The sequence below is a fragment of the Hydrogenophaga sp. FG152 genome (genome assembly GCF_057809615.1).
In genome coordinates this window covers 168,082-190,134 of sequence record NZ_JBMDKH010000010.1, presented here as the reverse complement: position 1 = coordinate 190,134, position 22,053 = coordinate 168,082, and the positions used below count along the sequence as shown (strand labels likewise).

The 22,053-nt window shown below is 68.7% G+C and carries 21 protein-coding genes and 1 pseudogene; 17 read left to right on the top strand and 5 right to left on the bottom strand.

What is annotated here, in order from left to right:
• The first annotated feature begins 131 nt into the window (after positions 1-131).
• The 3 genes from ACODTB_RS14180 to rsmA are packed head-to-tail and all read left to right on the top strand — an operon-like array spanning position 132 to position 4,783.
• Complete coding sequence (locus tag ACODTB_RS14180) at positions 132-2,597, top strand: LPS-assembly protein LptD (RefSeq protein WP_291114889.1); 2,466 nt, start codon at positions 132-134, stop codon at positions 2,595-2,597.
• A complete protein-coding gene (locus tag ACODTB_RS14175; protein WP_291114887.1) occupies positions 2,590-3,975 on the top strand; it encodes a peptidylprolyl isomerase in 1,386 nt (461 codons plus the stop codon). Before ACODTB_RS14180 ends, ACODTB_RS14175 begins: the two co-directional genes overlap by 8 nt.
• 34 nt (positions 3,976-4,009) lie before the next feature.
• Positions 4,010-4,783, top strand: coding sequence for a 16S rRNA (adenine(1518)-N(6)/adenine(1519)-N(6))-dimethyltransferase RsmA (rsmA, locus tag ACODTB_RS14170; RefSeq protein WP_291114885.1), 774 nt, complete (start codon positions 4,010-4,012; stop codon positions 4,781-4,783).
• A gap of 199 nt (positions 4,784-4,982) precedes the next feature.
• Here rsmA and ACODTB_RS14165 read toward each other — a convergent pair.
• Positions 4,983-5,378 (bottom strand): annotated as a pseudogene (locus ACODTB_RS14165) (barstar family protein); the annotation flags it as partial.
• Positions 5,379-5,432: 54 nt separating this feature from the next.
• Complete coding sequence (locus ACODTB_RS14160) at positions 5,433-5,855, bottom strand: guanyl-specific ribonuclease (protein ID WP_291114880.1); 423 nt, start codon at positions 5,853-5,855, stop codon at positions 5,433-5,435.
• On the opposite strand from ACODTB_RS14160, the gene ACODTB_RS14155 reads away from it, so the two are divergent.
• A complete protein-coding gene (locus ACODTB_RS14155) occupies positions 5,854-6,054 on the top strand; it encodes a hypothetical protein (RefSeq protein ID WP_291114878.1) in 201 nt (66 codons plus the stop codon). The genes ACODTB_RS14160 and ACODTB_RS14155 overlap by 2 nt on opposite strands.
• 21 nt (positions 6,055-6,075) lie before the next feature.
• Here the strand turns inward: ACODTB_RS14155 and ACODTB_RS14150 are convergent, their stop codons facing one another.
• From ACODTB_RS14150 to bfr, 3 genes are all read right to left on the bottom strand, one after another.
• Complete coding sequence (locus tag ACODTB_RS14150; RefSeq protein ID WP_488929418.1) at positions 6,076-8,403, bottom strand: NADP-dependent malic enzyme; 2,328 nt, start codon at positions 8,401-8,403, stop codon at positions 6,076-6,078.
• 228 nt (positions 8,404-8,631) lie between these two features.
• The gene (locus ACODTB_RS14145) at positions 8,632-8,856 is read right to left on the bottom strand and encodes a (2Fe-2S)-binding protein (RefSeq protein ID WP_382152835.1); all 225 of its coding nucleotides are present in this window, start codon (positions 8,854-8,856) and stop codon (positions 8,632-8,634) included.
• 140 nt (positions 8,857-8,996) lie between these two features.
• Positions 8,997-9,473, bottom strand: a complete 477-nt coding sequence (gene bfr, locus ACODTB_RS14140) for a bacterioferritin (RefSeq protein WP_382152838.1) — start codon at positions 9,471-9,473, stop codon at positions 8,997-8,999.
• A 198-nt stretch (positions 9,474-9,671) separates the two neighbouring features.
• On the opposite strand from bfr, the gene ACODTB_RS14135 reads away from it, so the two are divergent.
• The 13 genes from ACODTB_RS14135 (at position 9,672) to ACODTB_RS14075 (ending at position 22,052) form a co-directional block, all read left to right on the top strand.
• Complete coding sequence (locus ACODTB_RS14135) at positions 9,672-11,915, top strand: TonB-dependent hemoglobin/transferrin/lactoferrin family receptor (RefSeq protein WP_291111464.1); 2,244 nt, start codon at positions 9,672-9,674, stop codon at positions 11,913-11,915.
• Positions 11,916-11,924: 9 nt separating this feature from the next.
• On the top strand, positions 11,925-12,254 hold the full coding sequence (locus ACODTB_RS14130) for a hypothetical protein (RefSeq protein ID WP_291111466.1): 330 nt from the start codon (positions 11,925-11,927) through the stop codon (positions 12,252-12,254).
• Between the two features lie 37 nt (positions 12,255-12,291).
• Positions 12,292-13,362 (top strand): hemin-degrading factor, encoded by a 1,071-nt coding sequence (locus tag ACODTB_RS14125; protein WP_291111467.1) that lies wholly within the window; start codon positions 12,292-12,294, stop codon positions 13,360-13,362.
• A 94-nt stretch (positions 13,363-13,456) separates the two neighbouring features.
• On the top strand, positions 13,457-14,362 hold the full coding sequence (locus tag ACODTB_RS14120; protein ID WP_291111469.1) for a heme/hemin ABC transporter substrate-binding protein: 906 nt from the start codon (positions 13,457-13,459) through the stop codon (positions 14,360-14,362).
• Positions 14,363-14,423: 61 nt separating this feature from the next.
• On the top strand, positions 14,424-14,921 hold the full coding sequence (locus ACODTB_RS14115; protein ID WP_291111471.1) for a VOC family protein: 498 nt from the start codon (positions 14,424-14,426) through the stop codon (positions 14,919-14,921).
• A complete protein-coding gene (locus ACODTB_RS14110) occupies positions 14,918-16,000 on the top strand; it encodes a FecCD family ABC transporter permease (RefSeq protein WP_291111473.1) in 1,083 nt (360 codons plus the stop codon). The genes ACODTB_RS14115 and ACODTB_RS14110 overlap by 4 nt, the downstream gene beginning before the upstream one ends.
• A gap of 131 nt (positions 16,001-16,131) precedes the next feature.
• Positions 16,132-16,944 carry a heme ABC transporter ATP-binding protein gene (locus tag ACODTB_RS14105; RefSeq protein ID WP_488929425.1) on the top strand — a complete coding sequence of 271 codons (813 nt, stop codon included), beginning with the start codon at positions 16,132-16,134 and terminating at the stop codon, positions 16,942-16,944.
• Positions 16,941-17,378, top strand: a complete 438-nt coding sequence (locus tag ACODTB_RS14100) for a hypothetical protein (RefSeq protein WP_291111477.1) — start codon at positions 16,941-16,943, stop codon at positions 17,376-17,378. The genes ACODTB_RS14105 and ACODTB_RS14100 overlap by 4 nt, the downstream gene beginning before the upstream one ends.
• Positions 17,379-17,525: 147 nt before the next feature.
• Entirely contained in the window at positions 17,526-18,755 is a 1,230-nt protein-coding gene (locus ACODTB_RS14095) for an ABC transporter substrate-binding protein (RefSeq protein WP_291111479.1), read from the top strand.
• Positions 18,756-18,762: 7 nt separating this feature from the next.
• Positions 18,763-19,626, top strand: a complete 864-nt coding sequence (locus tag ACODTB_RS14090; RefSeq protein ID WP_291111481.1) for a branched-chain amino acid ABC transporter permease — start codon at positions 18,763-18,765, stop codon at positions 19,624-19,626.
• Positions 19,623-20,609, top strand: coding sequence for an ABC transporter permease subunit (locus tag ACODTB_RS14085; RefSeq protein WP_291111483.1), 987 nt, complete (start codon positions 19,623-19,625; stop codon positions 20,607-20,609). The genes ACODTB_RS14090 and ACODTB_RS14085 overlap by 4 nt, the downstream gene beginning before the upstream one ends.
• Positions 20,606-21,352, top strand: a complete 747-nt coding sequence (locus ACODTB_RS14080) for an ATP-binding cassette domain-containing protein (RefSeq protein WP_291111484.1) — start codon at positions 20,606-20,608, stop codon at positions 21,350-21,352. Before ACODTB_RS14085 ends, ACODTB_RS14080 begins: the two co-directional genes overlap by 4 nt.
• Positions 21,345-22,052, top strand: coding sequence for an ABC transporter ATP-binding protein (locus tag ACODTB_RS14075; RefSeq protein WP_291111486.1), 708 nt, complete (start codon positions 21,345-21,347; stop codon positions 22,050-22,052). Before ACODTB_RS14080 ends, ACODTB_RS14075 begins: the two co-directional genes overlap by 8 nt.
• Position 22,053: the final 1 nt, after the last annotated feature.

The following is a 22,053-nucleotide window of genomic DNA, read 5'->3' as shown; positions in this document are numbered from 1 at the left end:
GGGACGTGGGTGGCCGAGCGACCTGTCCGGGTGTCGGGCAGTGGATAATCGCCCTTGATTCTACAAACCCCCTGCATCGCGGCGACTGGCCTCCGGGCCCGTTCTGGCAGCCGGACCACCGAATTCCACCCTTGAACCGCCGCACCGATCCGTTGCCCTCCAAGCGCCCGCACGGAGTCCCCGCCAACCCGCAATTCGTGGCGGCGCCTGTGGCGCGCGCGGTGCACGTGCTGCTGGCTGTGATGGCCTGGGGCGCGCTGTTCGCGCCCGGCGCCGTGCGCGCGCAGTCGGGCGATGGCGATGAAGCCACCGTGCACCTCAAGCCCAGCCGCCTGTTGCAGGAAAGCCTGCCGGAGGACGCGCGCCAGCAGGCGCCGACCTTCGTCCGGGGGGATCGCATCGAAGGGCAGACCGACAGCGTCACCACCGTCGAGGGGAATGCCGAACTGCGCCGGCACGACACCGTGATCCGTGCCGATCGGCTGGAGTTCGACCAGCGCGACAGCGAGGCCAAGGCCACCGGCAATGTGCTGATCAACCGCAATGGCGATCGTTTCGAAGGTCCCGAGCTGCAGATCAACGTGGACACCTTCAAAGGCCAGTTCCAAAAACCCAATTTCACCCTGCTCCAGAACGAGGGCAAGGGCGATGCCAGCCGGCTGGACTTCCTGGGCGAGGACTACGCGACAGCCCACCAGGCCCGGTACTCCACCTGCCCGCGCACGCCGGGTGCCGACTGGATGCCCGCCTGGCTGGTCCGGGCCACGCGCATCGATTTCGACAATGTGGAGGAGATGGGCACCGCCACTGGCGGGGTTCTGGAATTCAAGGGCGTGCCCATCCTGGGCTGGCCGCGCTTCAGCTTTCCGCTCACCGACAAGCGCAAGTCCGGCCTGCTGCCGCCCACGATCAACCTGGACAACGTCAACGGGCTCGAACTCACGCTGCCCTATTACCTCAACATCGCGCCCAACCTCGACGCCACGATCTACCCGACGTTGATGAGCAAGCGTGGGGTGGAACTGGGTGCCGAGGTGCGTTACCTGCAGCCCAGCTACGCGGGCCAGGTGCGTGGTTCGTTCCTGCCGTCCGACCCCTTGCGCGATGCCGACCGTTGGGGCTATTCGCTGCAGCACAGCCAGAGCCTGAGCAACACCGGTCTGGGCTTGGGCGGTTCGGCCAGTCTTTCGCTGGATCTCAATCGCGTGAGCGACGACAACTACTGGCGCGACTTCCCGCGCGCTTTCGGCTCGCTCACCAACCGCCTGCTCGCGGGCAATGCAATCTACAACTGGGGCCGTGGCCCCTGGGCCGTCAGCGCTGGCGTCTACACCTGGCAGACGCTGCAGGACATTGAGGCCCCCATCACGCCGCCGTATGACCGACTGCCCTCCGTCGCCGTGCGCTACAGCCGCGGCGATGGCCGCATTGGAGGCGTCAGCGGCTGGGACTACTCGGTGCTGAGCGAGTACACCCGCTTCGAGTCCAACCCGTTGCTCACCCGCCAGCCCAACGGTTCGCGCTCGATGGCCATTGCCGAGCTCAGCCGGCGCTGGGAGACGCCTGGCTGGTTCGTCAAGCCACGGGCGCAGCTGCACGCCACGCAGTACCAATTCGACGGTCCCCTGGCCGACGGCTCGCGCACCGCTTCGCGCGTGCTGCCCACGGTCAGCCTGGACAGCGGCCTTATCTTCGAGCGCGACGCGAGCTACTTTGGCCGTGCCTTCGTGCAGACGCTGGAGCCACGCGCCTTCTTCACCTGGACGCCCTACCGCGACCAGCGCCTGCTGCCCAATTACGACTCCGCCGCGAACGACTTCAATTTCGCGACCATCTTCTCGGAGAACGTGTTCGGCGGCAACGACCGCATCTCGGACACGCGCGCCTTCACCGTGGGCGCGAGTTCGCGCCTGCTCGATCCGGATTCCGGCGCCGAGATCGTGCGCGTCGGGCTGGCCCAGCGTTACCTGATCCGCGACCAGAACGTCTTCCTGCCCAACACCAGTGCCCTGTCGGGTGGCGCGCCGGTGACCGATCGCCTGAGCGACGTCCTGCTGGCCACGCGTGTGCAGTGGACGCCGCGCTGGACTGTCGACACCAATTTCCAGTACAGCCCGGGTGCGCGCGACTCGGTGCGCACCACGCTGGGCGTGCGCTTCATGCCCAGCCGCTACCGCGTGTTCAGCGCGGCCTACCGCCTGCAGCGTGGCAGCAGCGAGCAGTACGACTTCGGCTGGCAGTGGCCGCTCAACGACCTGTGGGAAACGCCCGCGAAAACTGGCGTGCCCGGCCGTGGCCTCGGCGCGGGTCAGTGGTACAGCGTGGGCCGCATCAACTACAGCGTGCCCGACCGCAAGGTGGTCGATCTGGTGGCGGGCTTTGAGTACGATGCCGGTTGCTGGATCGGGCGCGTCGTGCTGGAGCGGTTGCAGCGCAGCGCCTCCTCCGCCAATCAGCGTATCCTGTTCCAGCTGGAGTTCTCCGGCTTCTCCCGCCTCGGCTCCAATCCGTTGAAGACGCTGAAGGACAACGTGCCGCGCTACCAGTACCTGCGCGAAGACATCAACCCGCCCAGCCGGTTCCAACAATATGACTGATCGCCACTCCGCCCCCTCACGCCTGTCCACCTGGTTGTTGTGCGTGCCCCTGATGTGGGCCTGCACCGCCCAGGCGCAAGGCTTGCGGTCCACGGGCCAGCTCAACCTGCCGCGCAGCACCGCAGCCGCTGCACCGACCCAGCAGGGCACGGCCGATTTCATCGTCGCGCTGGTCAATTCCGAGCCGGTCACCAACAACGAGGTGCGCCAGCGCCTGTTGCGCGTGGAGCAGCAGATCGCCCAGGAAGGCACGGCCATGCCGGCGCGCGAGGTGCTGGTGCGCGAGGTGCTGGAACAGATCATCAACGAGCGGGCACAGACGCAACAGGCGAGCGAGCTCGGCATCACGGTCGACGAAGCCGCCGTCACGCAGGCCGAACAGGCCATCGCGGCGCAGAACCAGCTCAGCCCCGACGAGCTTCGTCGTCGCCTGGCGGCCGAGGGCATCGACATCAACCGCTTCCGCAACAACCTGCGCAACCAGATCCTGTTGCAGCGCGTGCAGGAACGCCAGGTCGATTCCCGCGTTCGCGTGACCGATGCGGACATCGACGACTTCATCCGCGAACAGCGCGGCAACAACGACCTCGCGAACCTGGAGCTCAACCTCGCCCACGTGCTGGTGGCGGTGCCAGAGGGCGCCACGCCCGAGCGCATCCAGGAACTGCAGGCCCGTGCGCAAGGGGTGGCCGATCGGGCCCGCGCCGGCGCTGACTTCGCTCAGCTCGCGCGCGAGTCGTCCGATGCGCCCGAGCGGGCCAACGGAGGCCTGTTTGGCATGCGCCCCGCCAATCGACTGCCCACCCTGTTCGTGGATGCCACGCGCACGCTCAACGCGGGCGGCGTGGCCGGACCGTTGCGCAGCCCTGCCGGTTTTCACGTGCTCAAGGTGATCGAGAAAAAGCAGGCGGGCATGCCCAACGCCGTCGTCACGCAGACCCGGGCGCGCCACATCCTGCTGCGCACAGGGCCGCAGCTGAGCCAGGCGGACGCGGTCGCGCGGCTTGCCGGTTTCCGCCAGCAGATCGCCAGCGGCCAGGCCAACTTCGAAGCGCTTGCACGCGAGCACAGCCAGGACGGTTCGGCCAGCCAGGGCGGCGACCTCGGCTGGGCCGGGCCGGGCATGTTCGTGCCCGAGTTCGAGCAGGCCATGAACGCCTTGCGCCCGGGCGAGATGTCGGCACCGCTGGTGTCGCGTTTCGGGGTGCACCTGATCCGCGTCGACGAGCGCCGGCAGGCCACGCTCACGCAGCGCGAGCAGCGCGACATGGTGCGCGGGTTGGCGCGTGAGAAGAAGCTCGAAGACGCCTTGCGGGTCTGGACGCAGGACACGCGCAGCCGGGCCTACGTCGAGTACCGCGACCCGCCGCAGCCGTGAGGCCACTGCCGCGCGGCGCGACGCCAGCCATCGCATGAAGCACATCGCCCGCAAGCGGTTCGGCCAGCACTTCCTGACCGACAGCGCCGTCATCGATGCCATCGTGGCTGCCATCGCGCCGGCACCGGGCGACGCCATGGTCGAGATCGGGCCTGGCCTGGCCGCGCTCACGCAGCCCCTGGTGGAACGCCTGGGCCGGTTGACGGTGATCGAGCTCGACCGCGATCTGGCCGTGCGCCTGCGCGAGCACGGCCAGCTCGACGTGATCGAGTCGGACGTGCTCAAGGTGGACTTCAGCGCGCTGGCCCAGCGGGTGGACACCGAGCGGCGCCTGCGCGTGGTGGGCAACCTGCCCTACAACATCTCCACCCCCATCCTGTTCCACCTGCTCGACCACGTCGCGGTCGTGCAGGACCAGCACTTCATGCTGCAGAAAGAGGTGATCGACCGCATGGTGGCGCGCCCCGCCACGGCGGACTATGGCCGCCTGTCGGTGATGCTGCAGTGGCGCTACGCCATGGACAACGTGCTGTTTGTGCCGCCGGAGAGTTTCGACCCGCCTCCCCGGGTGGACAGCGCCATCGTGCGCATGGTGCCGCTGACCACGCCGCCCGCGCTGGATGTGGCCCGCTATGGGGCGATGGTTCAGGTGGCGTTCAGCCAGCGCCGCAAGATCCTGCGCAACACCCTGGGCCGCTGGCTCGACGAACAGGGCTTCGCGGGCGACTTCGACCTGCAACGCCGGGCCGAAGAGGTGCCGGTGAGCGAATACGTCGCGCTGGCGCAGGCCACCCCCGCAAAGGCATGAAAAAAGCCGCTGGGCTGCAGCGGCTTTTGGGCGAGCGGGGGGACGACCGCGATCAGGCGGCGGCCAGCCAGTAACCCGCGTTGAACGGGCTGCTCATGCGCAGCGCCATCGGGCTCACGTCCAGGATCTTGTCGGTGGGCATGGGCTCGTCGGTCTGCACCTCGATCGGCTCTTCGCCCTTGGGCGCGCGCGCCACGGAGAACGAATAGAAGCAGCGGAACGGGATCTTGCGGTCCGACCAGTAGTCGGCGGCGTCGCGGAAGATGTCCAGCAGCTGTTCGCGCGCTTCCTTGTCGAACTTGGCGTGCGCCGGAATGTGCTCCAGCACGACGATGAAGCCGGTCTGCGGGCCCGACTTGTGGACCATGTCGGTCATGCAGTCGTAGAGCGCGTCGAAGTTCTTGCCGAAGTGCGACGGCAAGGTGTACTGGGCAGCGATCAACTCCAACACATCCTGCTTGCTCTGGGCCTTGGCCAGGTTGGCGTACAGGAAGTGATGCCCCAGGTGCTCGGCCGCGGCCTGCAGGTCTTTCACGCCATGGGCGCGAATCGACTGAACGATGTTGGGGCGTACGTTACGAAGTGGCGTGTCCATCTCCGCGTCTCTTTCTAAGGTCAAAGTTAAAAATCCGTTCACACCACCGGAGGTTCACTGCACGATCAGCCGAAAGCTGCTGTAGTGGTCTTCGGTGTAATAACACGCTTCAGGGGCCCGGGGCTTGAACCCGCCACACACGATCCGCCGGGCTCCCCGGTGGTTCAGGCCCGGCGTGGGCACCGTGTATTCCCGGTAGTACCCACGCTTCTCGCTGGGCAGAAGGCGTTCGCGGTTGCCGAACACCGAGCCGTCCTTGTCGTATCGGAAGGGCCCGCCTTGCCGGATCTGGTTCAACACGTCCTGACCTTGCGGCGGCAGTCCCGTGACCACCACCGACGCGGCACCCGGATCGGACCATGAAGCATTCGGGGCGCGGGCCTGCACCGCAATGGTGCCCAATACCGCCGCCAGAACGGCGGCGAGGGCCACTCCCCTGGCCTTCCCGACACGAGCCCGGATCTGTTTCAGACCCATGAAATTCCCAGCTCCTGAAGACATCAACCCGCCGCCGGCACCTTTTGAAAGCAATGCCAAAGCATTATTTTACGTCGCACTGGAGGGCGGGTTAACCCTGAAATCCAAGCGCGCTAGTGTGCCTGAGCCGGGGGGAAAAAGCAAGCGCCTGCTGAAATATTCAGCAAATCTCCGCGCCGGGAATGTGTGTAAAAGTTAGCGCTTGCTTGTTTGGGAGGCGTCAACGCGAGACGTTGGCATCGGCCACGGTGAGGGCGGTCATGTTGACGATGCGACGCACGGTGGCGCTGGCGGTGAGGATGTGCACCGGTTTGTCGGCCCCCAGCAGCACCGGCCCGACCGCGATGTTGCCGCCCGCCGCGGTCTTGAGCAGGTTGTAGGCGATGTTGGCGGCATCGATGTTGGGCAGCACCAGCAGGTTGGCCGGGCCCTTCAGCGTGGAGTTGGGCATCAGGGTGTGGCGTGCGTTGGGGTCCAGTGCCACATCTCCGTGCATTTCGCCGTCGGCCTCCAGCCAGGGCGCCTGCTCGCGCAGCAGCGCCAGCGTGCGGCGCATCTTGAGGGCGCTGGGTTCGTCGCTAGAGCCGAAGTTGGAGTGCGACAGCAGGGCCGCCTTCGGTTGCAGGCCGAAGCGCAGCATTTCCTCGGCCGCCATCACCGTGATCTCGCACAGCTCTTCGGGCGTGGGGTCGTAGTTGACGTGCGTGTCGACCAGGAACACCTGGCGGCCGGGCAGCATGAGGCCGTTCATGCAGGCGTAGATGCGCACGTCCTGGGCGGTGCTGGGGCTGCCGCCCTCGCGCTTGCCGATCACCTGGTCGATGTACTTCAGGTGGTGCTGGGTGGAGCCCCAGGTGCCGCAGATCAGGCCATCCACCTCGCCCTTGTGCAGCAACATGGCGCCGATCAGCGTGAGGCGCCGGCGCATCTCGATCTTGGCGAGTTGCTGGGTCACGCCCTTGCGCTCGGTCATGCGGTGGTAGGTCTGCCAGAAGTCGCGGTAACGGTCATCCTGCTCGACGTTGACGACGTCGTAATCGAGTTCCTCGCGCAGGCGCAGGCCGAACTTCTCGATGCGCTGGGCGATGATGGCGGGGCGGCCGATCAACGTGGGGCGGGCCAGGCCTTCGTCAACGACGATCTGGCAGGCGCGCAGCACGCGCTCTTCCTCGCCTTCGGCATAGGCCACGCGTTTGCGGGCCGCTGCCTTCGCCGCCGAGAAGATCGGCTTCATGATGGTGCCCGAGGCGAACACGAAGCTCTGCAGCTTCTCGCGGTAGGCCGCCATGTCGGGCACCGGGCGCTGGGCCACGCCGCTGTCGACCGCGGCCTGCGCCACGGCCGGCGCGATCTTCATCATCAGGCGCGGGTCGAATGGCTTGGGGATGAGGTACTCGGGGCCGAAGGCCAGCTTCTCGCCGGCGTACGCCGCCGCCACCACTTCGCTCTGCTCGGCCTGCGCCAGCTCGGCGATGGCGTGCACCGCGGCGATCTCCATCTCGTCGGTGATGGTGGAGGCGCCCGCGTCGAGCGCGCCGCGGAAGATGTAGGGGAAGCACAGGACGTTGTTGACCTGGTTCGGGTAGTCGGTGCGGCCCGTGGCCATGATGACGTCGTTGCGCACCGCGTGCGCGTCCTCGGGCGCGATCTCGGGATTCGGGTTGGCCAGCGCGAAGATCACTGGCTTGGCCGCCATCGAGGCCACCATCTCGGGCTTGAGCACGCCGCCGGCCGAGAGGCCGAGGAACACGTCGGCGCCGACGATCACTTCGGCGAGCTTGCGCTTGTCGGTCTTCTGCATGTACTGGCGCTTGTCGTCGTCCATGAGTTCCTCTCGGCCCTCATAGACCACCCCGGCCAGGTCGGTGACGAAGACGTTCTCGCGCTTGAGCCCGACCTTGAGCAGCAGGTTCAGGCAGGCCAGTGCCGCCGCGCCCGCGCCCGAAGTGACCAGCTTGACCTGGCCGATGTCCTTGCCCGCGACCTTCAGGCCGTTGAGCATCGCTGCTGCCACCGTGATGGCAGTGCCATGCTGGTCATCGTGGAACACCGGGATCTTCATGCGCTTGCGCAGCTCGCGCTCGACGTAGAAGCAGTCCGGCGCCTTGATGTCTTCGAGGTTGATGGCGCCGAAGGTCGGCTCCAGCGCGGCGATCACTTCAACCAGCTTCACCGGGTCCTTCTCGTTGATCTCGATGTCGAACACGTCGACACCGGCGAACTTCTTGAAGAGCACGCCTTTGCCCTCCATCACCGGCTTGGCCGCCAGCGGGCCGATGTCGCCCAGGCCAAGCACGGCGGTGCCATTGGTGATGACGGCCACCAGGTTGCCGCGGGCGGTGTACTTGTAAGCGTTGACCGGGTTGGCCACGATCTCTTCGCAGGGAGCCGCCACACCGGGCGAGTAGGCCAGGGCGAGGTCGCGCTGGTTGGTGAGCTGCTTGGTGGCGGCGATCGACACCTTGCCGGGGACTGGGAACTCGTGGTATTCGAGGGCGGCTCGGCGCAGCTCGGCGCGCTTGTTCTCAGGGCTGTTTTCCATGCTCATGCTCTTGTCTCCAGCGGGTCGTTATCTTGCGATGCGGAAAGGAATTGCGCATTCTAAAGCGCCGGGCGGGAAAACCCTAGTGAGTGAAACCGCGTAAAGCGTCCGGGCGCCTGTGACTTTTCGGGAAGGAATGGCGAAGGCCAACACCACCAACCGCAGTATGCGGCAGCGATTTCGCCCGATGCGGGCCGGGCAGGGAAAGTCAGGAGGGGGAAAGCCCTGCGGCGCTCAGGCCGCAGCGGCCTGGGCGGGCAGGGTGGCGGGGTGCAGCTGCAGGTGCACCACCGACTGGTGGGGAGTGCACTCCGACCACAGGGTGCGCGCACAGGACTCGCACTGGCCGCACTGGGTGGCCACGCCCAGCTCGAGCTGGATGTCGTCGAATGCCATGCCCGACCGCGCACAACGTGCGATGGTCTGGTCACTGACTCGGTGGCAAACGCAAACGATCATGGGACTGGGCGGGACGGAAAAAGGGTGGTTCAAAGTGAACGTGTGCGCAAATGATAATTGATCGTATTCAAAAGACCAAAAAAAGCCCCGCGAAACGGCGGGGCTCTGTGGCAGGAAGGGGACGGCCTGAGAAGGGGCGGTCAGCTGACAGAGCCCATCTGGCTCTGCAGGTAGTTCTGGATGCCCACCTTGTCCAGCAGGTCGATCTGGGTTTCCAGGAAGTCGATGTGCTCTTCCGTGTCATCCAGGATCGTCTGCAGCAGGTCCCGCGAGACGTAGTCGCGCACCGATTCGCAGTGGGCGATGCCGTCCTTGATGGTCTTCTGCGCGCCGGTTTCCAGGCCCAGGTCGCTCTTGAGGATCTCGGGCACGTCCTCGCCGATGTGCAGCTTGCCCAGGTCCTGCAGGTTGGGCAGGCCGTCGAGCGTGAAGATGCGGTCCATGAGCTTGTCGGCGTGCTTCATTTCGCCGATCGACTCTTCGTATTCCTTGGCCGCCAGCTTGTCCAGGCCCCAGTGCTTGAGCATGCGGTAGTGGACGAAATACTGGTTGATCGCGGTGAGCTCGTTCTTGAGCTGTGCTTGCAGATGGGTGATGACTTGGGCGTCGCCTTTCATGGGACCCCTCCTTTCGTTTTTGGTTGACAGGCGCGCATTGTGCGCGTAGCGCGCTATCAATTCAGTGCTGAGAATCGGTACGACTTGCAAATGAGAATCGTTCGCATATAATCAATTCTCCAGCCAGCCCGCACCCGGCAGCCCGCCTGAGGTCGTGACGCCAGCCTTGTCCTCCACCCTCTGGATCCAGGTGCCGTCTTGACCCCTTTGCGCTCCCCCGCCTCCCTTTTCCCTTCTTCCCTGCGGCTCAGCCCGCTCTGCCTGGCCTGCCTCGCTCTGCTGTCTGGTCCCGCCCTGGCGCAGACCGTGCCCCAGGCCACCCAGGTGGCTCAGGCATCCACCATGCGCGAGGTGGTGGTGAGCGGCTCGCGCAGCGAGCGCGCGATCGAGGACGTGCCCGCCAGCATCGACGTGATCACGGGCGAGGACCTCGACCCCGCGCGCGTGCAGGACATCCGCGACCTCGTGCGCGAGGTGCCGAACATGAGCGTGCGGCGTGCGCCGCAGCGCTTCGGTGGCGTCACCGGTTCGACCGGGCGCGATGGCAACGCGGGCTTCAACCTGCGTGGTCTCGAAGGCAACCGCGTGCTGCTCACCGTCGATGGCATCCGCGTGCCGCGCGAACTCTCCAGCGGGGTGTTCGGCTCGGCCTCGTTCGGCCGCGACTACTACGACCTGGGTCTGATCTCGCGCGTGGAAATCGTGCGGGGCGCGAATTCCGCACTGTATGGTTCCGATGGCCTGGCTGGCATGGTCGCGATGTTCACCACCGAACCCAAGGACCTGCTCCAGCCGGGCAAGACCTTCGGTGGCCGCGTGGGGCTCAAGGCCGACAGCGAAGATCACAGCCGCGGCGTCGGCGTCACGCTGGTCGGCGCGCCGAACGACACGCTGCAATGGCTGGGCAGCGTGCAGGTCGGTCGCAGCGGCGAGCTGGACAACCAGGGCACCAACGAATCGCTCAACAGCACGCGCACCGCGCCCAACCCGCAGAAGGACAAGAACGTCTCGCTGCTGGGCAAGGTGGTGCTCACCCCCGGCGCGGGCCAGCGCCACACCCTCACGCTGGAACACGTGGACAAGTCGGGCGAGGTCGAGGCCCACACGGCACGCGCGACCAGCATGGGCGTCGCGACGCAGGACGTGGACGGCACCACCGACATGGAGCGCACGCGCCTGAGCTGGGACGGCCGCTTCAAGGTGAGCTCGGCCTGGGCCGACGAGTTGCGTGCCACCCTGGGCTACCAGCAGGCCGAATCGCAGGAGGTGTCGACCGAGCGGCGCAGCGCGGCGCCCACCTACCGAGTGCGCGACGTGAGCTACACCGAGAAGCTCTGGCAGGGCGTGCTGCAGGCCGAGAAGGCGCGCTCGCTGGCCGCCGACTGGGGCCAGAAGCTGGTCTACGGCGTGGATGTGTCGGTCGCGAAGATGGACAACCTCGTCACCGGCGTCGGTGCGCCGTCCTACGAGAGCTACCCGCTCAAGCGCTTCCCGCCCACGACCGAGACCAACATCGCGCTGTTCGTGCAGAGCGAGTTCGCCACCGAGCGCTGGAGCATCATCCCGGCGCTGCGCTACGACCGCTTCGACCTCAAGGCCAAGGGCAGCCCGCTGTACCCGCTGCAGCCGGCCAGCCTGTCGGACTCGGCGCTCTCGCCCAAGCTGGGCGCGATCTTCCGCCCCGGCGCCGAGCTCAACCTGTTCGCCAACCTCGCGGCCGGCTTCAAGGCACCGAGCGCGCTGCAGCTCAACAACTACTTCCAGAACACGCTGGCCAGTTACCGCACGGTTCCCAACCCCAACCTCAAACCCGAGAGCAGCCGCACGCTGGAGCTCGGTGCGCGCGACAAGGTGGGCCCGGTGCAGTGGGAGGCCGCCGTGTTCAGCGGCCGCTACAAGGACTTCATCGAAGAGCTCGTGGTCGTGGGCGGGCAGGCGGGCAACCCGCTGAATCCGCTGACCTACCAGGCCGTCAACCGCGGCCAGGTGCGCCTGAGCGGCTTCGAACTCAAAGGCAAGTTCGCGCTCGGCCCGGCCACCGACCTGCGCCTGGCCTATGGCCAGACCAAGGGCAAGGACACTCGCCTGGGCGTGCCGCTGAACACGGTCAACCCGGCGCGCCTGCTGGTCGGCGTGGACCAGCGCGTGGGCGACTGGAAGCTCGGCGCTGTGGTCGCGCACACGATGAAGAAGTCCACCAGCGACATCAACTACGCCAACCTGGCCAACCAGTTCGCACCGCCCGCGTACACCACGCTGGACCTGCGCGCGAGCTGGCAGGTCAGCAAGGCCACGAAGCTCAGCGCGGCGATCCACAACCTGACGGACCGCAAGTACTGGGAATGGACCAACGTCGTTGGCGTGGCCGCCAACTCACCTGTGCTCGACGCCTACACCGCACCGGGCCGCAGCCTGTCGGTGGCGCTCGTCACCGACTTCTAGGAGCCCCCCATGCCCGCATCCGCCGACCACCAGACCGACACCGCCGACGAGGAGTACACCCTGCCCGGTGTAGAGGCCCTGCTCGCGGGCACCCTGGCGCTCATGACGGGCTATGCGCAGAGCGCGCGCGAGTGCCCGCACCGCCCGCTGATGGCGCGCAAGCTGGTCTCCAACCTGCTTTACCTCTCAGCCCATCCGCAGCTCTCCGTTCCCATGCAGACCATGCTGGCCAACCTGCGCACGCGCTGGCAGCTGGAGATGGAGAACGCCGCTGATGCGCCGGCCGCCGAGACTGCGCCCACACCCTTGTGGCATCCCGTTCCCGCCCGCGTGCAGTGACGCGCGCCGGCCCTCACCTCACTTCCAGGAGAACACCATGAACGCCCACGACATCCGAACCGCCTTCCAGGGCATGCGCGCCAGTGGCCTGCGGGCCAAGGAGGCCGCCGAATCGCTGGGCCTGAGCGAAGGCGCCGCCATCGCCGCCCATCGGGGGGCGCACGACGCACCGTTGCAGGCCATCGCGCTCAAGCCCGACTGGCTGGGCCTGCTCCAGGCGCTCGAAGCCTGCGGCCCGCTCATGGCGCTCACGCGCAACGAAAGCGTGGTGCACGAGAAGACCGGCGTGTACCAGAAGGTCTCGGCCAGCGGGCCCGTGGGCCTGGCGCTGGGCGAGCAGATCGACCTGCGCCTGTTCTTCAACCAGTGGCACGCGGGCTTCGTGGTGGCCGAGGCGTTCAAGTCGCAGCCCGGCATGGGCACGCCCAGCCTGCAGTTCTTCGACCGCCATGGCGTGGCCGTGCACAAGATCCATGTGCGCGAGCAGACCGACCTGGCCGCCTGGCAGCGCGTGATCACCGCGCACAGCGACGACCAGCGCGAGATCGACTTCGTGGCGCGCCATGCGGCCGGCGCGGCCTCGCCCCAACCCCTGGTGGACGCCAACGCGTTCGGCAACGCCTGGGGCGCAATGACCGACACGCACCAGTTCTTCCCGCTGCTCAAGCAGTTCGGCCTGGAGCGCCAGCAGGGCTTTCGCCTGGTCGAGGGCCGCTACACGCACCGCGTGGAAAAGGCGGCGGTGCGCGAGCTGCTGGTGGAAGCGGCGTTCGACGGCACGCCCATCATGGTCTTCGTCGGCAGCCCGGGCTGCATCCAGATCCACACCGGTCCCGTGCAGCGCGTGGAGCCGATGGAGATCCAGGGCAAGGCCTGGCTCAACGTGCTCGACCCCGGCTTCAACCTGCACCTGCGCGAGGATCTGGTCCAGGACGTCTGGGTGGTCGAGAAACCCACCAGCGACGGCGTCGTCACCTCGGTGGAGGCCTTCGACGCGCGCGGTGAACTCATGGCCATGTTCTTCGGCGCACGCAAGCCCGGCCAGAGCGAGCTGCAGGCCTGGCGCCACATCGTCGCGCACCTGCAGGCCGCCGCGGTGACCGCATGAGCGCCGCCGCCGTTCAGGCCGTCGAGCTCAAGGCCTTCGTGCCGGTGGGCCGCCTGCCCTGAGCGCCGCTTCTCCAGTTTCCAGGGAACCCACGATGTTCAATGCCCCCTCCCTCTCGCGCCGGCGTGCGCTGCAGGCCCTCTCGGCCATGGCCGCGGCGGGATCGCCCCTCGGCCTGATGGCTGCCACCCTCGCGCCGCGTCTCATCACCGTGGGCGGTGGCATCACCGAGGTGGTCTACGCGCTGGGTGCGCAGGACCAGCTGGTGGGCACCGACACCACCAGCCTGTACCCGGCGGCGGCGCAGGCCACGCCCAAGGTGGGCTACATGCGCCAGCTCTCGGCCGAAGGCCTGCTCGCGCTGCGGCCCGACGCGCTGATCGCCGGCACCGACGCCGGCCCGCCGGTGGTGATCGACCAGCTGCGCAGCGCCGGTGTGCGCGTGGAGCTGGTGGCGTCCGACCACACCTGGGACGAGGTGCGCCGCAAGATCACCGCCGTGGGCCGCGCCTCGAACCGCGAGGTCGCCGCGCGCGAGTTGCAGGCCCGGCTCGATGCGCGCTGGCAGGCCGTGAGCGCGCGCGTGCAAGCCGTGAGCGCGCGCGTGCAAGCCGCCAAGGGCTCGGGGCCCAGGATCCTGTTCGTGCTCTCGCACAGCGGCAGCCCGCAGGTCTCGGGCGAGAAGACGGCGGCCGATGCGCTGATCCGCTTCATCGGCGCGCGCAACGCGCTCGGCGGTTTCCAGGGTTACCGGCCAATGACGGCAGAGGCCATGGCGCAGGCCGCGCCCGACCTGATCCTGACCACCACCCAAGGCATCGAAGCCATCGGCGGCGAAGCGAAGTTCTGGCAACGCCCCGAACTCGCCCTTACGCCCGCCTTCCAGCGCCGCACGACCGTCACCACGCTGATCCATCTGGATGCGCTGGAGCTGCTGGGTTTCGGCCCGCGCCTGCCCGAGGTGGTGGAGCGCCTGCACGCGCAGGTGGTGAAGACATGAGCGCCGCGCCGGGCCGCCCCAAGCAAGCTCGCACCGCAGTGCGCAGCACGGAGGTTTCACCATGAACGCCGTGCGACACGACCTCGCCAACGTGCGCACGCCCGACCTGCAGCGCTCGGTGGCCGATTACACCGAGGTGCTGGGCTTCGAATGCCGGCAGCACATCCCTGGCGTCTGCGCGCTGGTGACGCACGGCCCGCTGCAGGTGCAGCTCTGGGCCTGCGCCGCCACGCCCGGCCGATGGGAGCGGCCCACGCCGGGCGACCGGGGCTTCGCGCCCGGCCACCACCGCGTGGAGGTGCCGCGCATCCACGTGCTGCACGCCAGCCTGCGCGCGGCCGTGCTGCGCCCCTGCCGCACCGGCCTGGGCGGGCGCAAGCCGCTGCACGCTCACCGCTTCGAAGGCGAAGCGCCGCGCTGGCAGCCCTGGGGCGCGTGGGAACTCACGCTCAGCGACATCGACGGCAACGTGCTGCACCTGATCGACCGCGTGGCCTGGTGGCCCGACGTGTCGGCGCAGCGCCAGCCGGGCGAGCAGCGCATGGAGGACCGCTCGTGAACGCGGCCGCGCCGGCGGTGGCGGCCCCGCGCTGGACGCCGCGCCGCCTTTCCGGTCCGAGCCTGTTGCTCTGTTTGGGCGCGCTGCTGATGCTCACGCTGCTGTGGGCGGCGGGCCAGGGCGCCTACAGCCTGCCGCTGAGCGAGTTGCCGGGCGTGCTGCTGGGCGCGGTGACCACCGCCGTGCCCAGCAGCAGAGGCGCCGAGCTGGTGTTCTTCAACATCCGCCTGCCACGCCTGGTGCTCGGGCTGACCGCCGGGGCCGGTCTGGGCCTGGCCGGTGCGCTCATGCAGGGCCTGTTCCGCAACCCGCTGGCCGACCCGGGCCTGATCGGCGTGAGCAGCGGCGCGGCGCTCGCGGCGGGCGCCACCATCGTCATGGGCAACCTCTGGTTCCCCGACCTGCCGCGCTCGCTGGGCAGCTGGACGCTGGTGCTCATGGCCTTCGGCGGCGGCCTGGCGGTCACGGTGCTGATCTACCTGCTCTCGCGCGGCGAAGGCGGCACACGCGTGGGGCTGATGCTGCTGGCCGGCATCGCGGTCAACGCGCTGGCCGGCGCGGGGCTGGGCCTGCTGAGTTTCCTGGCCACCGACGAACAGCTGCGCAACCTGCAGTTCTGGCTGCTCGGCAGCCTGGGCGGCGCGCGCTGGAGCGCGGTCGCGCTGGTGGGCGGCATCACGCTCGTGGCCGGGGTCATCGGGCTGCGGCTGGCGCGCCCGCTCAATGCGCTCGCGCTGGGCGAGGCGCAGGCGGTGCTGCTGGGTGTGTCGATCGAGCGCGTGAAGCAGATCGCCATCGTGGTCACCGCGCTGGCCGTGGGCGCGGTCACCGCCACCACCGGCATCATCGGTTTCATCGGCCTGGTCGCGCCGCACATGGTGCGCCTGGTGGCCGGGCCCGACCACCGCTGGGTGCTGCCTGGCTCGGCCCTGCTGGGCGCGGTGCTGGTGCTGCTGGCCGATGCGGTGGCGCGCACCATCCTGCAACCCGCCGAACTGCCGCTGGGCGTGCTCACCGCCGTGGTGGGCGTGCCCTTCTTCCTGCTCCTGCTGCGCAGCGCGCACGGGAGGCGCCTGTGAACGCGAGACTGCTCGACGCCGACTGGCGCTGCGCCTGTGGCGACCTGCCAGCGGGCGAACGCCCGCTGTGGCTGGACGACGACGATGACGCCGCGACCGACGACGTCACCCCCGTCGACGAGGGACAGGGTCTGCGCGCGCTGGACGTGGGCGTGCGCGCCGGCGCCAGCACCTTGCTCCAAGGCGTGCAGCTGCGGCTCGCGCCCGGCGAGGTCGGCGCCATCCTCGGCCCCAACGGCGCGGGCAAGTCCACCCTGCTCTCGGTGCTCTCGGGCCTGCGCGCGCCCGACAGTGGCCGCGTGACGCTCAACGGCCAGGCCGTCTCACCCGCGACCGTGCACCAGCTCGCGCGCCACCGCGCGGTGCTGCCGCAGGAGACCGCAGTGGCCTTCGACTTCCGCGTGCAGGACGTGGTGGAACTCGGCCGCTACCCGCACCACCAGCAGCCCTCGCCCGACGAAGCCGCCATCGTGCGCGCCGCCATGCAGGCCACCGGTGTGGCCGGCATGGCCGAGCGCAGCATCGGCAGCCTGAGCGGTGGCGAACGCGCGCGCGCGCAGCTGGCGCGCGTGATGGCCCAGATCTGGGAGCCGCTGGCCGACGGCGCTCCGCGCTGGCTGCTGCTCGACGAACCGACGGCCGCGCTCGACCTGCGCCACCAGCACGAAACCCTGGGCACCGTGCAGCGCTGGGCGCGGGAGCAAGGCGTGGGCGTGCTCGCCGTGCTGCACGACCCCAACCTCGCCCTGCGCTACGCCGATCGCGTCTGGGTGCTCGACGACGGTGTGCTGCAGGCCAGCGGGCCACCCGCGCGCGTGCTGCGGCCCGCGCTGGTGCAGCGCGTGTGGCAGGTGCAGGCCAGCACCGTGCGCGCGGCCGACGGCGTGGCCCAGTTGCTCATCGCGGCCGGTGCGCCGCCGTCGCCAGGGAAGGACCGCCCATGACACAGAACCCGCCATCGCCCCTGCTCGCGCGCCATGACAGCGTGGCCGCGCGCGAGATCGCGATCGAACACGGTGCGCTCACCCGCCAGGTGGCCGGCCTGCAGCGCCGCATGAGCGAGCAGCTGCGCGCGTACGCACAACAGGTGTTGGCGCTGGAAGACGAGGTGTTGCACCTTCGCGCGCAGCTCATCGTTTCGCGCACCAGCCTGCTCTGGGGCCTGGGCGTGGCCGGCGTCATGAGGCCGCTGGCGCGCCGCGGGCCCCCGCCGGCCGGGCAGGCGGGGGCCCGCGCGATGGCCGAAGCCAGCAACGTGATCTGCCAGACCGGCTGCGTGGGCCATGCCCACCCCTGGCTGGAGGGCGACGGCCAGTGCCGCCGCACGGGTCAGGCTTGCGATCTCTACGCCAGCAGCGCCAGCGAGGCCGCCGAATAGCGCCAGACCCTGCAGGGATTGCGCTGACCCTGCCGAAGTTGCGCTGAAGTACGACCGCACCCCCTCCGAGGCATTGGCCGCGTCGCACGGCTGAAATATCGTCGCTCCCCATACGGGCCCGCCGGGCTTTCGACAAGGAGCAACGCTTTGAATCCGAACCGCCGTTCTTTCACGGGCGCGCTGGCCTCCGGCCTGCTGGCCGCGCCGCTCGCCAGCCTGACTTCGTTGGCGCGCGCCCAGGGCAACGACATCGTCATCGGCAGCATCCAGGACATGTCGGGCCCGCTGCAGCCCTTTGGCCGTGGCAAGAGCAACGTGCTCAAGTTCGGCGTGGGCCAGATCAACGCGGCGGGTGGCCTGCTCGGGCGCAAGCTGCGCATCGTCGAGTACGACACCCAGTCCAACAACCAGCTCTACGCCCAGTTCGGCCAACAGCTCGCACTGCGTGACAAGGCCGTCGTGGCCTTCGGGGGCGTGACCAGTGCGGCGCGCGAGGTGGTGCGGCCCGTGCTGCGGCGCGCCAACGTGCCGTACTTCTACAACATGCCCTACGAAGGCGGCGTGTGCGACCGCAACACGGTGCTCACCGGCGTCACGCCCAGCCACGCGCTGCGCACCATCGTGCCGCACTTGATCAAGCACCACGGCAAGAAGCTCTACGTGCTGGGCGCCGACTACAACTTCGGCCAGCTCTCGGCCAAGTGGATCCGCCGGCTCGCGGCCGAGCACGGTGGCGAGGTGGTGGGGGTCGAGCTGTTCCCGATGGACGCGGCCAACTTCAACGCCACCATCGCCAAGATCCAGGCTGCCGCGCCCCACGCGATCATCAACAGCTTCGTCGGCCCGGCGCATGGCAGCTTCTATGGGCAGTGGGCCGCCTCGGGCATGAAGGGCAAGGTGGCCCTGGCCTCGCAGACTTTCGGCGACGTGGGCGAGCACCTGCTGATGCCCAAGGAGATCACCAACGGCGTGATCATCTGCACCAATTACTTCGAGGAGCTGGACCTGCCCTCGAACAAGGCCTTCATCAAAGCCTACCGCGACGCCGGCCACAAGGACTACGTGAGCAACACCACGATGAACGAGTACGTGGCGCTGCGTCTGTGGGCCGCTGCCGTCGCCAAGGCCGGCAGCCTGGAGCGCAACGCCGTGTTGAAGGCGCTGGAATCGGGCCTGTCGATCGAAGCACCCCACGGCAAGGTGTCGCTGGACGCGGCCACCCACCATTGCAGCTACGACATGTACCTCGCCGAGGTGCGCGATGGCGGCTACCGCGTGCTGGAGAAGGCCAGCGCCGTGACCGCGATCGACATGGTGGGGCAGTGCGACCTCGTGAAGAACCCGGCGACCAACCAGCAGTTCGAGCCCAAGATCTGACCGCCGCATGGAGCTCCTCGTCCTGTCTTTCCATCTGCTGTACGCCATCGCCCTGCTGGTGCTCACCAGCCTAGGCCTGGCCATCGTCTTCGGGATGATGCGCGTGGTGAACTTCGCGCACGGCGAGTTCCTCATGATCGGCGGCTACACCCTGGTGCTCTGCGTCCAGGCCGGCATCAACATCTGGCTGGCGATGTTCGTCATCGCGCCGCTGGTGGTGGGGCTGGTGGGCTACGCGCTGGAGCGGCTCATCATCCGCCACCTCTACGGCCGCATGCTCGACACCATCCTCGCCACCTGGGGCGTGAGCCTGGCGCTCATCGGCCTGGCCACCTGGGCGTTCGGCTTCCAGCAGCGCGGCGTGGTCCCGCCGCTGGGCAGCTTCACGCTCGGTGGCCACCGCGACTCCTGGTACAGCGTGCTCATCATCGGGGTGGCGATCGTGCTGGTCGCGGCCACCTGGTGGGTGCTGCGGCGCACGCGCATCGGCCTGCTGGCGCGCGGCACCATGCAGAGCGCGCCGATGGCCGAAGCCCTGGGCATGAACACCTCGCGCGTGTACGCCTGGACTTTCGCGGCCGGTGCGGCGGTGAGCGGCCTGGCGGGCGCGGTGATGGCACCGCTCACGGGCGCCGTGCCCACCATCGGCACCGCCTACGTCACGCGCGCCTTCATCACCGTGATCACCGGCGGCGCCAACGCCATCACCGGCACGGTGGTGGCGAGCACGCTGTTCGGCACGCTCAGCGAGGCCGTGACGCGCTGGGCCACGCCGGTGGCCGGCCACGTGGCGCTGCTGGTGGCCGCCATCGTGCTGCTGCGGCTCATGCCCTCGGGCATCACCGGTCGTTTCTTCCGGAGGTCGCTGTGAACGTCGGTCTGCGCAAGTTCCAGCCGCTGCTGTGGGTCGGTGGTCTGGTGGTGTTGTTCGGCGTGGCCGGGGTGGTCGAACTGGCCACGCTGGTGAGCCTGAACGTCTACGTGATTCTCTCCATCCTGGCGTTGAGCATGGCGCTGGTGTGGGGCGTGGCAGGCATCTTCAGCTTCGGCCAGTCGGTGTTCTTCGGCCTCGGCGCGTATGCCTATGCGGTGCTCGCGCTCGGTGGACACGGCAGTGCCATGGCGATGGCGGCGTCGGTGATCGTGCCCTGCGTGGGCGCGGCGCTGATGGGCTACTTCCTGTTCTACGGCCGCATCAGCGACGTGTACCTGGGCGTGATCACGCTCACCGCGTCCCTGATCCTGTTTCACCTGGTCAACACGGTGTCGGGCGCGGACTTCCGCCTCGGCGGTGTCGCCCTCGGTGGCTACAACGGCATTCCTGGCGTGCCGCCACCCGCGTTGCCTGGGGGGGAGGAGCTGGATTTCGTGCAGCTCTATCTGCTGTCGGCCGGCGTGCTGGCGCTGGTGTACGCGGGCCTGCGCTGGCTGGTGCGCACACGCTTCGGCCAGGCGGTGGCCGCCGTGCGCGAACACGAGCTGCGCGCCGAGCTGCTGGGCTACGACGCGCGCGCCTACAAGCTGGCGGTGTTCGTCATCGGCGCGGGCATTGCCGGTTTGGCGGGTGCCCTGCACGCGGCCTGGGGCGGTTTCGTCGGGCCCGACGTGTTCGGCATCGGTTTCGCGGCACAGATCATCATCTGGGCCCAGGTCGGTGGCGTGGGCCTGCTGGCCGGTCCGGTGGTGGGCTGCGTGCTGATCCAGTGGCTCACCACCTGGCTGGGGCAGACCCGGCTGGCCGACACCAACCTGGTGCTGGGCGTGATCTTCGTGCTGTGCGTGCTGTTGCTGCCTGCGGGGCTGTTGCCCTGGCTGCGCCAGCGCCTGCGGCGCGACCCCGGGAGCGCGGCATGAACGCGGGGCAAGTCCCTCCGGTGTGGGCCGTGGATACCGAAGGCCTCACGGTGCGCTTTGGCGGCGTGGTGGCGGTGGACCGGGTGAACCTGCAGGTGGCGCGCGGCGAACTGCGCTGCCTGATCGGCCCCAACGGCGCCGGCAAGAGCACCCTGTTCAAGACGCTCACCGGCCAGCAGAAAGCGAGCGCTGGCAAGGTTCGCATCCTGGGCCAGGACGTGGGTCGCCTGGAACGGCACCAGATCGCGCGGCTGGGTGTGGGCGTGAAGACCCAGGTGCCCAGCGTGTTCGACGGCCTCACGGTGGGCGCCAGCCTGCGCGTGGCGGCGGGGCGGCACCGCGAGCGGCGGCCGGTGGATGTTGTGGTCGACGAGGTGCTGGAGCAGCTGCGCCTGGGCGCGGTGCGCGATCGCCAGCTTGCCACGCTCTCGCACGGCCAGCGGCAATGGGTGGAACTGGGCATGGTGCTGGCGACCGATGCGCAGCTGGTGCTGCTGGACGAGCCGGTGGCCGGCATGAGCGAGGAGGAGACCGCGCGCACCGCCGAGCTGATCCTCTCCATCCGCGCCGGGCGCGCGGTGGTGGTGGTGGAGCACGACATGCGGTTCGTGCGCCGCATCGCCGACCGCGTGACCGTGCTGCACCGAGGTGCGGTGCTGCGCGACGGCTCGGTGGCCGAGGTGCTGGCCGATCCGGTCGTGCGAGATGTGTATCTGGGGCGTGAGGAGCATGTCCGTGCTTGAACTGCAAGGCCTTCGTGGCGGCTACGGCCGCATCAACATCCTCGACGGCATTGCGCTGCGCGTGAACGACGGCGAGGTGCTCGGCGTGCTCGGCCACAACGGCATGGGCAAGACCACGCTCATGCGTGCGATCGTGGGCGAGATCGCGGTGAGCGCCGGTGAGCTGCGCTGGCAGGGCGAGTCGATCGCGCGCCTGCCGACCCACCAACGCGTGGCGCGCGGCATCGGCTACGTGCCGCAGGGCCGGCGCATCTTCCCGCTGCTGTCGGTGCGCGAGAACCTGCTGTTCGCCGCCTCGGTGCACGGCGGGCGGCAGGCCGCGCAGGTGGTGGACGAGGTGCTGGCCGATTTCCCCGCGCTGCCGCGCCTGCTGGAGCGGCCCGGCGGCCTGCTCAGCGGCGGCGAGCAGCAGATCCTGGCGCTGGCGCGCTGCCTGTGCACGCGCCCGAAGCTGGTGCTGCTGGACGAGCCCACCGAAGGCATCCAGCCGTCCATCATCGAAGACATGGTGCTGCTGCTGCGCTCGCTGCGGCAACGCCACCAGCTGTCCATCGTGCTGGTGGAGCAGAACCTGGACTTCCTGCGCGCCCTGTCCGACCGCATCGTCGTGCTGGAGAAGGGCCGCACCGTGCGCGAGGCGCGCGCCAGCGACACCGCCGCGATGGCAGCGCTGGTCGAGTCGGCCGAGTTCGCCGGCTGAC

Excerpts from the sequence above, each read along its gene's own strand:
- ACODTB_RS14175 (WP_291114887.1), top strand. The coding sequence starts at position 2,590 with ATGACTGATCGCCACTCCGCCCCCTCACGCCTGTCCACCTGGTTGTTG.
- rsmA (WP_291114885.1), top strand. The coding sequence starts at position 4,010 with ATGAAGCACATCGCCCGCAAGCGGTTCGGCCAGCACTTCCTGACCGAC.
- ACODTB_RS14155 (WP_291114878.1), top strand. The coding sequence starts at position 5,854 with ATGAAATTCCCAGCTCCTGAAGACATCAACCCGCCGCCGGCACCTTTT.
- ACODTB_RS14160 (WP_291114880.1), bottom strand. The coding sequence starts at position 5,855 with ATGGGTCTGAAACAGATCCGGGCTCGTGTCGGGAAGGCCAGGGGAGTG.
- ACODTB_RS14150 (WP_488929418.1), bottom strand. The coding sequence starts at position 8,403 with ATGAGCATGGAAAACAGCCCTGAGAACAAGCGCGCCGAGCTGCGCCGA.
- ACODTB_RS14145 (WP_382152835.1), bottom strand. The coding sequence starts at position 8,856 with ATGATCGTTTGCGTTTGCCACCGAGTCAGTGACCAGACCATCGCACGT.
- bfr (WP_382152838.1), bottom strand. The coding sequence starts at position 9,473 with ATGAAAGGCGACGCCCAAGTCATCACCCATCTGCAAGCACAGCTCAAG.
- ACODTB_RS14130 (WP_291111466.1), top strand. The coding sequence starts at position 11,925 with ATGCCCGCATCCGCCGACCACCAGACCGACACCGCCGACGAGGAGTAC.
- ACODTB_RS14125 (WP_291111467.1), top strand. The coding sequence starts at position 12,292 with ATGAACGCCCACGACATCCGAACCGCCTTCCAGGGCATGCGCGCCAGT.
- ACODTB_RS14120 (WP_291111469.1), top strand. The coding sequence starts at position 13,457 with ATGTTCAATGCCCCCTCCCTCTCGCGCCGGCGTGCGCTGCAGGCCCTC.
- ACODTB_RS14115 (WP_291111471.1), top strand. The coding sequence starts at position 14,424 with ATGAACGCCGTGCGACACGACCTCGCCAACGTGCGCACGCCCGACCTG.
- ACODTB_RS14100 (WP_291111477.1), top strand. The coding sequence starts at position 16,941 with ATGACACAGAACCCGCCATCGCCCCTGCTCGCGCGCCATGACAGCGTG.
- ACODTB_RS14090 (WP_291111481.1), top strand. The coding sequence starts at position 18,763 with ATGGAGCTCCTCGTCCTGTCTTTCCATCTGCTGTACGCCATCGCCCTG.
- ACODTB_RS14080 (WP_291111484.1), top strand. The coding sequence starts at position 20,606 with ATGAACGCGGGGCAAGTCCCTCCGGTGTGGGCCGTGGATACCGAAGGC.